Origin of the sequence: Pseudoalteromonas lipolytica (genome assembly GCF_003515105.1) — a bacterium.
Lineage (GTDB): Bacteria > Pseudomonadota > Gammaproteobacteria > Enterobacterales > Alteromonadaceae > Pseudoalteromonas > Pseudoalteromonas lipolytica.
The window spans coordinates 3179605-3191514 of sequence record NZ_CP032090.1 but is presented as its reverse complement, the minus strand read 5'-3'; the positions used below and the strand labels follow the sequence as shown (position 1 = coordinate 3191514).

General features: G+C 43.5%; 9 protein-coding genes. 6 read left to right on the top strand and 3 right to left on the bottom strand.

The window, feature by feature from the left end:
- Window positions 1-42 precede the first annotated feature (42 nt).
- Complete coding sequence (locus D0907_RS14380; RefSeq protein ID WP_051501928.1) at window positions 43-291, top strand: hypothetical protein; 249 nt, start codon at window positions 43-45, stop codon at window positions 289-291.
- A 72-nt stretch (window positions 292-363) separates the two neighbouring features.
- Here D0907_RS14380 and D0907_RS14375 read toward each other — a convergent pair whose 3' ends face one another.
- The gene (locus D0907_RS14375; protein ID WP_036973154.1) at window positions 364-1098 is read right to left on the bottom strand and encodes a glutaredoxin family protein; all 735 of its coding nucleotides are present in this window, start codon (window positions 1096-1098) and stop codon (window positions 364-366) included.
- A gap of 178 nt (window positions 1099-1276) precedes the next feature.
- Window positions 1277-2638, bottom strand: coding sequence for a glutathione-disulfide reductase (gene gorA, locus D0907_RS14370; protein WP_118844656.1), 1362 nt, complete (start codon window positions 2636-2638; stop codon window positions 1277-1279).
- A 151-nt stretch (window positions 2639-2789) separates the two neighbouring features.
- On the opposite strand from gorA, the gene prlC reads away from it, so the two are divergent.
- From prlC to D0907_RS14345, 5 genes are all read left to right on the top strand, one after another.
- Entirely contained in the window at window positions 2790-4841 is a 2052-nt protein-coding gene (prlC, locus tag D0907_RS14365; RefSeq protein WP_118844655.1) for an oligopeptidase A, read from the top strand.
- Between the two features lie 107 nt (window positions 4842-4948).
- Window positions 4949-6127: a response regulator gene (locus D0907_RS14360; protein WP_036973146.1), complete on the top strand. Its 1179-nt coding sequence runs from the start codon at window positions 4949-4951 to the stop codon at window positions 6125-6127.
- A 104-nt stretch (window positions 6128-6231) separates the two neighbouring features.
- Complete coding sequence (locus tag D0907_RS14355; RefSeq protein ID WP_036973144.1) at window positions 6232-6987, top strand: class I SAM-dependent methyltransferase; 756 nt, start codon at window positions 6232-6234, stop codon at window positions 6985-6987.
- Window positions 6988-7103: 116 nt separating this feature from the next.
- A complete protein-coding gene (locus D0907_RS14350; RefSeq protein WP_118844654.1) occupies window positions 7104-9029 on the top strand; it encodes a methyl-accepting chemotaxis protein in 1926 nt (641 codons plus the stop codon).
- A gap of 120 nt (window positions 9030-9149) precedes the next feature.
- Entirely contained in the window at window positions 9150-9623 is a 474-nt protein-coding gene (locus D0907_RS14345) for a peroxiredoxin (protein ID WP_036973141.1), read from the top strand.
- A gap of 62 nt (window positions 9624-9685) precedes the next feature.
- Here the strand turns inward: D0907_RS14345 and D0907_RS14340 are convergent, their stop codons facing one another.
- A complete protein-coding gene (locus D0907_RS14340; RefSeq protein WP_065978316.1) occupies window positions 9686-11812 on the bottom strand; it encodes a S8 family peptidase in 2127 nt (708 codons plus the stop codon).
- Between the last annotated feature and the right edge of the window lie 98 nt (window positions 11813-11910).

Sequence of the window (11910 nt, the reverse complement as noted above, 5' to 3'; positions counted from 1 at the left end):
CGTTACTGTTCGCAGTAAATATAATAATTTTAAGGTGAAAATATGAAAGTAACGCCAATTTTATTAATACTACTCATGCTTACCGGCTGTGCATCACAGGAAGTAAGAGAGGGGTCTGCAAATGAAGTGTATGCCGAGCACGAGTGTTTAGGCGGTGAACTAGAAACCGATTACAGCTATACCATTTTTAGTACAGACGAAGATGACAGCAGCAAAGGTTCAGTGACGTCGACTTGTCATCCGGTTAAAACAGAAACTGAGTTTGAGCGTGACTTACGCAATGGCGGGTAGCACGCCCATTACAGTGGCTTAACGTCTTATTAAGCCACTGAAAATTATCACCTAAAGCTTTAGCATAAATGGCTAAAGTGTACTCAGCATCCAGATACCTGCCGCTATCATAAATAAGTTTTCGCTGAGAGAAATAAAGCCCAGCGGCACATTGCTGTCGCCACCCACACAGGCACATTTTAGCTCTCGCTTATCGATATAAACGGCCTTAAACACCGATACCGCACCTATGCCACCAATAAACAACGAAAATGGCGCGACAGCTAAAGCTGGCAGCTTAGCCACCATACCTATGGCAACGTAGGCTTCAATAAACGGGTAAACATAGGCATAAGGCACAACACGCATTGCCAGTAAATCATAAGTAATGAATGAGTTTGAAAAGCTGTACAGATCTTGTAGTTTTTGAATAGCGAGCACCGCCATTGTCAGTGCAACAAACAGCATTAAGTTTTGCATCGACAGTAAAGCTGTGCCGCTGGCGTAGCTAAACCCGCAGCTTAAGAGCAGGGTAACCGCAAAAATCGCTAAAACAGGGGTATAAGTTGTGCCTTGTTGACCCGCTTCGGGCAGATTGAAAAAGTCGCGCAAATCATCATACCCCCCAATACGCTTATTATCGATAAAGGTTTGTGGCGTGGTTTTTACTTGATGCTGCTCTTTAAATGCATCTGTTTCTTCGCGGTTAGTGAGGTGGCGGTCATCAACCTCGTAACCATTGCGCTCTAACAAATCTTTAGATTTTAAACCAAATGGGCATATATGCTCATCGGTTACCATGCGATATAAAATTGCAGACTTAGACACAGTGCCTCCTTGTAAAAATGCCAAGCTTATTGCGTAATCTTTACTCGATAACACAGTAAACAATGGCAAAATCTTGGTATAACGTCGTAGCTACAAGGTTTGTGCCGACTTTCTACAAGGCATAAAAAAACCTTGCGGCAGCACCACAAGGTTTTTAATGTTTTCTCGCAACGCGAGTTTATCTCATCGTCACGAACTCTTCTGAGCCAGTAGGGTGAATCGCTACTACGGCATCAAAATCTGCTTTGGTTGCGCCCATTTTCATTGCGACTGCAAAGCCTTGGATCATTTCATCAACAGTAAAGCCAATGCCGTGTAAGCCAACAACTTTTTCGTTATCACCTGCACATACAAGCATCATGTTGCATGCTTGGCGGTGTTGAGTAACTGCTGTGTACATAGCTGCAAAGCTTGATTTATAAACCTTTACGTTTTCAGCACCATATTGCGAAATTGCTTCTTGCTCTGTTAAACCAATCGTGCCGATTGGTGGGTGACTGAATACAACAGTAGGTACTAGCTCGTAGTCCATTTTTAAATCGTTTGGTAATTCGTTATTGAATAAACGCTCTGATAAAATACGGCCCGCTTTTACAGCCACGGGTGTGAGCTCTATTCCGTGTTCGATGATGTCGCCAACGGCATAAATGTTTTTAGCGGTTGTATTTTGATACTCATCAACTTTTACGTAGCCACTTTCGTTAAGCTCAACGTCGGTCGCTGTGATATTCAGTTTATCGGTTGTTGGTGTACGGCCAATTGCCCAAATAACTTCATCGACATTTTGGCTGTGACCATTTTCAAAGTGAATAGTTAAACTGCCATCGCTTTCTTTAATCACTTCTTTTGGTGTGCAGTCAGTGTGAAGTGTCGGGCCTTCTTTCGCCATAATGTCGACAAGCGTATCAACAATGTAAGGGTCAAAAGTACGTAATGGTTTATTTTTACGAACAAATAAATGCGTTTCAGTGCCAAGGCTGTGAAGTACACCTGCGATTTCGACAGCAATGTAACCAGCACCCACAACAGCAACACGCTTAGGTTGGGCATCTAGCTCAAAAAAGCCATTTGAATCAATACCTAGTTCAGCACCTGGGATGTTAGGAATCGTTGGACGACCTCCCACGGCAATCAGAATATGGTCAGCGGTGTATAGCTCACCGTTAACTTCAACGGTTTTGTTATCAACAAAGGTCGCGAAACCGTTGATTACCGTTACGCCATTGCTTGATAAGTATTTGTTATACCCTTGGTGGATACGGCCAATGTAAGCTTCGCGGCTTTCTACTAATTTAGCCCAACTAAAACTTTTTAATTCGACATCAAAGCCGTAATCGGGTGCGTATGCATTAATTGCTTCAGCAATTTGTGCGCCATGCCACATTACTTTCTTTGGAACACAACCTACATTCACACAGGTGCCACCCATGTGTTTTGCTTCAATAAGTGCGACTTTTGCGCCACGCATTGCTGCACGGTTTGCAGAGGCAATACCGCCACTGCCACCACCAATTGCAATGTAATCAAAATGCTGAGCCATAGTTTGTCCTCAAAAACAGATAGTTTTTTATTAATTAATCGATTTATTAATAAGTTGATAATAGCATAATAAAGACCGAGGTTAAGCCCCTTGTATTTCATCAATTCGCCCCAACTTCAACACCATATTCGCATAAAAATTGAGAACGAAAATGACAATTGCAGAAAATAACCCACTTATTGGATTAGAAGGGCTTCCGCCGTTTTCTAAGATTAAACCAGCCCATGTTGTGCCGGCATTAAAAGAAGCGATTGCACACTGTCGTGCCAAAATTGATGAGGTATTGGCAAGTAAGTCATACACTTGGAATGACCTAGTTCTTCCACTTGAAGAGGCTGATGACAAGTTATCACGACTATTTTCGCCAGTATCGCACATGAATTCGGTGGTAAATAGCGACGAGCTACGCGAAGCTTATGAGCAATGTTTGCCGTTGTTATCTGAGTACTCAACCTTTGTTGGTCAGCATCAAGGTTTATACGATGCCTATAATGCTTTACATAGCAGCGAAGAATTTAAAACACTCACCACTGCACAGCAAAAAACCATTACTAATGCGTTGCGTGATTTTGAATTATCGGGCATTGCCTTAAAGCCTAAGCAACAAAAACGATACGGTGAAATTAGTGCGCGCTTATCAGAGCTTGCCTCTAAGTTTGGCAATAATGTGATGGATGCGACACTCGCTTGGCAAAAACACATTACAGATGAAAGTGAATTAGCAGGCTTACCTGAGTCAGCACTGGCACTCGGTGCCGATACAGCAAAAAGCAAAGAGCTTGATGGTTGGGTATTCACCTTAGATTTCCCTTCTTATTTGCCTATTATGACCTATGCCGATAATCGTAAATTACGTGAAGAAACTTACACTGCGTTTGTAACTCGTGCGTCTGACCAAGGCCCTAATGCAGGTGAGTTTGATAACTCAGATATCATGAGCGAAGAGCTTGCACTTCGTCATGAGCTGGCCGAATTACTCGGTTTTAGCAGCTACGCAGAAATGTCATTAGCAACTAAAATGGCCGAATCTGAGTCGCAAGTGTTCTCGTTTCTAGAAGATTTAGCGGCTAAGTCAAAGCCACAAGCTGAGCAAGAGCTTGCTGAATTAACAGCCTACGCACAAGAAAAACATGGTGTAAGCGAGCTTGCAGCATGGGATTACGCGTATTACGCAGAAAAATTAAAGCAAGAAAAGTACGCAATTTCTGATGAAGTACTGCGCCCATACTTTCCTGCCGATAAGGTCTTAAACGGGTTATTTACCACAGTAAACCGCTTGTTTGATATTAGCGTGAAAGAAGTGCATGAGTTTGATAGCTATCATCCTGATGTGCGCTTCTTCGAGATTTACGATAGCAGTAACACGCTACGCGGCCGTTTTTATCTTGATTTATATGCACGTGACCGTAAACGTGGTGGCGCTTGGATGGACGATTGCATGGGGCGTAAAGTGCGCGCCAATGGCGAATTACAAACGCCTGTCGCTTACTTAGTCTGTAACTTTAATAAAGCAGTGGGTGATAAACCTGCGCTGTTTACTCATAACGAAGTGACAACTTTATTCCATGAGTTTGGACACGGTATTCATCATATGTTGACCCAAGTTGATGCTGCGCCAGTGGCGGGCATTAATGGTGTGGCATGGGATGCTGTAGAGCTGCCAAGCCAGTTCTTAGAAAACTGGTGTTATGAAGAAGAGGCCCTTAACTTTATCTCGGGTCACTATGAAACGGGTGAGCCGCTGCCAAAAGAACTGCTTGATAAATTATTGGCTGCGAAGAACTTTCAATCGGGCATGCAAATGCTACGTCAGTTAGAGTTTTCGCTGTTTGATTTTACCATTCACCATGATTACAAAGCGGGTGAACCTTGTAATATTCAAGCCACGCTTGATGAAGTTCGCAGTAAAACTGCGGTTGTTAAAGCCCCCGCCTTTAACCGTTTTCAGCATGGTTTCAGCCATATTTTTGCCGGTGGTTACAGTGCCGGTTATTACTCATATAAATGGGCTGAAGTTCTGTCGGCAGATGCTTTCTCTAAATTTGAAGAAGAAGGTATTTTTAATAAAGAAACGGGTCACGCTTTCTTAAAGAACATTTTAGAGAAAGGGGGCAGTGAAGAGCCGATGGAATTATTTAAAAAGTTCCGAGGTCGTGAACCACAAGTCGATGCACTCCTCAGACACAGTGGCATTGCAGCCTAAGTTATTATTAAATGAAAGCGCCGTAAGGCGCTTTTTTTATTAATAAATCTTAGCAAAATCAATCTTGCGTACTATGCTTTTTAGAAAAGCATTTACAGGAATAAAGCATGTCAAAACTGGTGTTAGCCATTGATGATGATAAATACGTACATCATGTCATCGAAGAGTCGCTCTCGGGCTTTTGCACATTGATCCATGCTAAAAATGGCGAAGAAGGATTAAGACAGGCACTTAAATATAATCCAGATATTATTTTGCTGGATATTGAAATGCCCGGCAAAACGGGTTTTGAAGTATGCACTGAACTTAAAGCACACCCACAAACGAAAGATACACCGGTGATGTTTTTATCGGGTAAAACCGAATTGCCCGACCGGGTTAAGGGCTACAATGCCGGTGCAGCCGATTACATTGTTAAGCCGTTCAACGCTGAAGAACTTATGGCGCGTATTCGCGTGTTATACCAATATCGTCAGCACTCTAAAAAGTTAAAAAGTGATGTTGAACGTGCGCAGATCACCGCCGAAATAGCCATGACAGACTCGGGCGATATGGGGCGTATAATGCGTTACGTAGGGCAAAGTTATCATGCGCATGATATTAAAGCGTTGTCTGAACACATGTTTGAGTTTTTTAATCCGATGGATCTCGATGTGGTTCTTGCATTCTGGTATCAAGATATCGGCGTATTTTGCAGTGCAGAAGGTGGAGTATGTCCGCTTGAGCAAGAGCTACTTGAAAAACACCGTGACGCAAACCGCTTTGTTGATTTTGGGCATCGCACCATTGTTAATTACCCAAAAATATCGATGTTAGTAAAAAACATGCCATTAGACGATGCGCAGCTTTATGGGCGTTACAAAGATTTGTTTCCGCATATTCTCGAAGTGACTAACGCCAAAGTACAAGATATGGAAGTGAACGAGCGCGCGTTAGCCCAAGCACAGCAAATTGGTAATGCTTTTAATGAGCTGTCGGAACAGATGTATCAAAATAGTGACTCACGAGAGCGGGCTGTCGAAAAGTTTGCCGCACAATTAGTTGAGCTAACTAAGTCAGTGGAACAAAGTAACGTATCAAGCAGTGATGAAGTGGTCTTTCACCTTCAGCAGTTACAGCAAACCCAGTTGTTATTTGCATCGCTTAATGATGATTTAGCATTTATTAAATATCAGCTTAAACACATTATTGAATCGCGTAATGAGTTACTAGAAAACCTGCAAAAAATTGCAGAGCCACGCCATACTGAAGATGTCACCTCGCAAACAGATATCGAGCTATTTTAGCGATTTAAATAGTGACGTAACTTTTACTTTGCACACCTGTGAACCATGTATCTTAAATACGTTTGGGTATATACTTGCGTTGCATTCGGTTCACGGAGTAAATTGTGGTAATTCATTGTCCTTTTAAAGAAATGCGTCCTTATTTAGACGCCATAGAGCAACGTTTCGGTTTAGCCGAATGGGCTAAAAATAATGATGGCTTTTCATTGCACTATGACGATCAGGGCCTAAGCCTTAAAAAAAAGGATGAGCCGAAGCTGGGCGCTATTCATGTTGATTTTGTGAGTGGTGCGGCGGCGCATCGTCGCAAGTTTGGTGGCGGTAAAGGTCAAGCGATAGCCAAAGCGGTGGGCTTAAATAAAGGAGCCACTCCCGTTGTGCTTGATGCAACAGCAGGCCTTGGCCGAGATGGCTTTGTGCTTGCGTCGTTAGGTTGTCATGTAATTTTGCATGAGCGCCATCCTGTGGTTGCTGCGTTATTATACGATGGCCTAGAGCGAGCCTATAACGATGCTGATATTGGTCCATGGATGAAAGAAAAAATGAGCTTAGTGTTTGGCTCAAGCCACACATTACTGGCTCAGTGTAACAACGTACCAGATGTTGTTTATTTAGATCCTATGTTTCCACATCGAGAAAAGTCGGCACTGGTTAAAAAAGAAATGCGTGTATTCCAAGAGCTGGTGGGTGCGGACAACGATGCAGACGATTTACTCGAATTTGCGTATCCATTAGCTACTAAGCGGGTTGTTGTTAAGCGACCTGATTACGCGCCTTTTTTAAATGACAAAACCCCCAGCATGCAAATCAAAACCAAGAAAAACCGCTTTGATGTGTATGTAAAAGCTGCCATGGTGTAGTGCAGTTATTAAGTATTAATTTGTGATTACATTTGACGTTAATTTGGATGGTTTACATCAAATTGTCATAAAAGGTTAATATTCTACGCGCGTAACGACTTTTGGGAATGTAGTTCATGCGCGTGTCATCATTTACTCGGTTATTAGCCGTTTTACTCACTCTTGCCAGTATCTTACTGGCGGCCACCTTGTTTTGGGCAAGCCAAACCTTACTCGGCTTAGAGCAACAAGATAACGCTTACAACAAGCTAAAAAACACCATTATTATTGATTTAAAAAGCCACCTTGATGATTATTTAGAGCAAGGTGATAGCCAACATTTAAATCAAGCCTCTACCCTGATCAGCGATGTTAAAAAACAGCATTTAGCAAGCTTACCAAACGAGCTCGCAAGCCAACTAACGGCACAACTCAGCGAATTAGATAAAGACATTAACGGTAAATACCGAGCACTGGGGAAACTTTCAGGTAACGAAATGGCGCTGCTTGATAATTCACTCAGGCAAATGGCAGGGTCGGCATCATCGTTAGTGGGTTATGCAACACAAGCCAAGCCACAAACTGCATTAGCGCTTGAGTATTATCAACTTGCAAGTGATTACTACAGCGAAGTAACGACCCTTGCCTTATATACTTACAAACTCATTGTTAGTTTTGATCAAGACACCAAAACCAGCCTTAATCAAAGTGTGGCGAACCTTAACACCCTTGCCAATAAAATAGCGCAACTTGATAATTTAGGGGTCATGAGCGAGGTTGACGAAGACGCCTTATTTTTTGGCGAAGAGGCTGAAGACTTAGCAGGCGACATAAAAGCAGAGCTAAGCAGCTGGCCTAAGCGCTTTCCGCGCGACTTAGCGTCGACCATCGCGCAAGCAGAGCAACGCCAAACAGGCATGCAAGCATTACGTGCGCAAATAAACGCGCTGTCTAGTACGGTACTCGGTGCCGAGCAAAAATTAAAAGAGCAACAAGGGCAACTTAAGCAACAGGTTTTTATTGTGTTTTGCTTTGCTATTGGCATGTTAGTGGTGTTAGCGGCTGGCGTGTACTTTGTACAGCGTAATCAAGTGCTAAATCCACTGCGTCAATTACGTGATGGGTTTGCATTTTTAATTGAAAGCAACGAACTAAAAAATATTCAAAGTAATAACCCCAAGACAGAAGTGGGCGAAATAGCACATTACTTTAACCAGCTAATTGAGCGTCAACGCGGTGAAGCCGAAGAACGGGCGCAAATGCTTAAAGTCATTAATGACTTTATGCTAGAAATGAGCGAACACCTCCACACGATTGGTCAGCAAACTGATGCGAGCCGAACACAGGTCGAGCAAAATCAAGCTTTACTCAATGATATTCAGCATATCGGCGAGCAAGTTAACAGTATAAATAGCCAAGTGGCCGACAATGCCAAGCACACATTTGATGCCATGGAGCAAAGCTTAGGGTTTGCTGACAACATGCTCATAGCCAGCTCACACACTGAGCAACGTGTAGAGCAAGGTTTAACAAGTTTAAAAGCACTATTAAGTGGCGTAAATGATGTTGGCCACGTGATCGAAGTCATTAAAAATATTGCCGAACAAACTAACTTACTGGCACTTAATGCCGCCATTGAATCGGCGCGGGCAGGAGAGCATGGTCGCGGCTTTGCCGTTGTCGCTGACGAAGTGCGTAAATTAGCAAGACAAACCCAAGGCTCACTGGATGATATTAACAGCCAGCTTAATCGCTTAAGTGAAAACTCAACCATGGTATCAACACAAATTAGTGCGCTTGCGAGTGATGCCGAGTTACAAACGCAAAATGCCCAAGAGTTAAAGCGCAACTCAGAAGGGGTTGCCGAAAATGCACAAGACGCCAATAAAGTCGCGTTTGATGCCATGGAGCTTGCAAAGCAGCAAAATGCTTTGCTCGAAAACTTTAGTCAGTCAATGCTCAGCATGAAAGGCCAAGTAAGCGAATCAAATGTTCTTGTGAGCGATATTCAACAGCGCCTACAACAGCAAATGAATACCATTAAACGTAGCTTAGGATTGTAATTAGCCGAAAATGGCTTCGCAGATATCACGCACTTTTGTGTATCGTAAAATGAAGCATGTGCTGCAATGTATCGTTTGGGTATATACTCTGAACTCATACTAAAATTTCAAGGAATTATGATGATTGAACAAGGCCAAACTTTACCAACAGCAAGCCTAACAGAACTAACGAGCGAAGGAATGCAAACGCATTCAACAGAGTCTTTGTTTGCAGGCAAAAAAGTGGTTTTATTTGCAGTGCCAGGTGCTTTCACACCAACGTGCTCAAATGCACACTTACCTGAATTTGTGGCACTTGCCGATAAAATTATGGCGAAAGGTGTTGATGCTATTTACTGCGTATCGGTAAACGACGCGTTTGTAATGAAGGCATGGGGTGAGGCGCACAACGCTGAACACATTCGTATGTTAGCTGATGGTGATGCCAGTTTTACTAAAGCGCTTGGTTTAGATAAAGACACCGCGAGTTTTGGTGGTATTCGTTCGACGCGTTATGCAATGATCGTAGAAAACCAAACGGTAGCAGGCTTATTTGTTGAACAAGATAAAGAGTTTGCAGTAAGTCGTGCTGAGGCTATTTTAGAAAAGCTATAAGTACAAAAAAGCCGGACGAGAGTCCGGCTAAAAGTCCCAGGGGAAACGGGAGTATTCAACCATTAAGGCTGATATTGTGCATCAAGTGTTACACCTGAAAAGGTGCGATACGCATTTAAGCTTAAGTGCCACGTACCTGCTTGTGGGTTACTGAATGTACATGTTTCAGCATTGCCATTTTTGTACGGGCGACAGTCATAACTTGATGTTGTAGGCTGGCTGCCAAATTTAACAAACAAGTCAGCATCACCAGTGCCACCAGATGTCGTGACAGTGAAGCTTGCCATGCCTGCTGGTACTTCTAGTGTGTAGTGTTTCCACTGACCCGCACTTGCAGAAATATCAGTAACCGTGCCGCCACCTGCTTGAGGTGCACCTGTACCACCAGATGTTGTTAAATCGCCCACTAGGCTCACACCTGAATAAGCAGAGTAGCCGTTAAGCATAACGTGATAAGTGCCTGCAGTTGGGTTATCAATCGAACATACTTCTTCATTACCCCCTTTGTATGGGCGACAATCGTATGTTGATGTTGTTGGTGCGCTACCTGCACGAACGTAAAGGTCGGCATCACCTGTACCACCACTCATCGTGAATGTTACGTTTGTAGCACCTGCTGGAACTTCCATTGTGTAGAAAGTTTGGCTGCTAGCCGCACCACTAAGACCCGTAAGAGCTTGACCATCTTCTAACACGTTACCTGTTGGCGGTGGAGGTGTAGTACCCGACGCCGCAGCAACCGCTGCTGCCGCATCTACAATACCAGTACCACAGCTAGTACATGTTGCTGGGAAAGCACGAGTTGTTGATTTTAAAATGCTTTCTATTTCATCAGGTGTTGCAGAAGGTTTCGCTTGCTTAATAAGCGCAGCGACACCGGCAACGTGTGGGGCAGCCATCGACGTACCTTGTGAATAGTGATAGCTGTCGCTTGAAGGGCTAGTTGAGCCTGAGTTGTGAGTTGATAACACACCTTCTGAATCGTTAGCAAAGCTTTGCGCGCCACCCGGTGCAGCAACATCAATATTACTACCGTAGTTAGAGTAATAAGCACGGCCACCGTTACGGCCAACTGACGCAACGTTTACTACGCCATTACAGTTACCAGGATTATAGTTAGCTGAGTTGTCGTTATCGTTACCTGCTGCAATTACAATCACAGTGCCGTTATTACGAGCTTGGTTGATAGCACTTTGTGTTGTAGAGCTACATGAACCGCTGCCACCTAAACTCATATTGATAACATCAGCAGGGTTTGCATTCGCAGGAACGCCAGATACAGAACCACCTGATGCCCAGATGATACCGTCGGCGATGTCTGATGTTAAACCACCACATTTACCAAGTACACGTACAGGCACAACTTTGGCGTCATACGCAACACCCGCAACACCTTCACCGTTGTTAGTCACAGCAGCGACAGTACCCGCAACGTGCGTACCATGCCAGCTTGAGCTTTGTGCGCCGTGTGTATAACCACACTCATTAGCACTAATTGCGTCACCTGGGTCACGTGCATCGCTATCGCGACCGCCACCGTCATTTGCTACCGATAGGTTAGAGATCATGTCGTAACCCGGCAAAATGTTGGCATTTAAATCAATGTGTGGGCGGTAACCCGTATCAAGTACCGCAACCACAACGCCACTCCCTGTTGCTGTATCCCATGCTGTAGGCAGGTTTAAACCACCAGCTTGCTCATAATAATGCCACTGATCTGAATAACGTGGATCGTTAGGCGTTGCAAATGGCTTTAACATTTGGTCAATTTCGATGTATTCAACGTTACCCGTTGCAACCATTTCTTGCATAAACTCTTGAGCTTCTTCAGCTGATAGCTTTTTATCAGCACGCATAACGTGGTGATTGCTCATTGCCATTGCACGCACGTATTGTGCTTTCACTTGGCCTTTTTTACTTGTGAAGTTTTTAACAAAGCCCTGCGCTTTTTTATTCATTAGCATCGGCGTTTGTTCTGCAGCCGACATAGTCATCATTTCATCATTGTTATTTTTGTATTTAATGATGAATTGTGTACCAAAACCGTCTTGGCCTTGTAGCTTAGCGGCTGTTTCCGCCATAGACGGTGACATCATTTGGTTTGGCGTTGCCATCGCTGCCGTCGTCCCAAACAACGCAGTGAGGCTCAGTGCGATTGCGCACTTTTTTAAGTTATTGTTAGTTGTCATAATGATCCCTAGATTGTTATAAGTTTCTTCGCAATGTTTTTCGCGAAGGGGGACAAAGGTAAAATAAATGTAAATTAAGTTAAAATATCGTTTTGTTA

Bases quoted from the DNA above. Each gene is read 5' to 3' on its own strand.
- D0907_RS14380 (WP_051501928.1), top strand. From the start codon at position 43: ATGAAAGTAACGCCAATTTTATTAATACTACTCATGCTTACCGGCTGT.
- gorA (WP_118844656.1), bottom strand. From the start codon at position 2,638: ATGGCTCAGCATTTTGATTACATTGCAATTGGTGGTGGCAGTGGCGGT.
- prlC (WP_118844655.1), top strand. From the start codon at position 2,790: ATGACAATTGCAGAAAATAACCCACTTATTGGATTAGAAGGGCTTCCG.
- D0907_RS14360 (WP_036973146.1), top strand. From the start codon at position 4,949: ATGTCAAAACTGGTGTTAGCCATTGATGATGATAAATACGTACATCAT.
- D0907_RS14350 (WP_118844654.1), top strand. From the start codon at position 7,104: ATGCGCGTGTCATCATTTACTCGGTTATTAGCCGTTTTACTCACTCTT.
- D0907_RS14345 (WP_036973141.1), top strand. From the start codon at position 9,150: ATGATTGAACAAGGCCAAACTTTACCAACAGCAAGCCTAACAGAACTA.
- D0907_RS14340 (WP_065978316.1), bottom strand. From the start codon at position 11,812: ATGACAACTAACAATAACTTAAAAAAGTGCGCAATCGCACTGAGCCTC.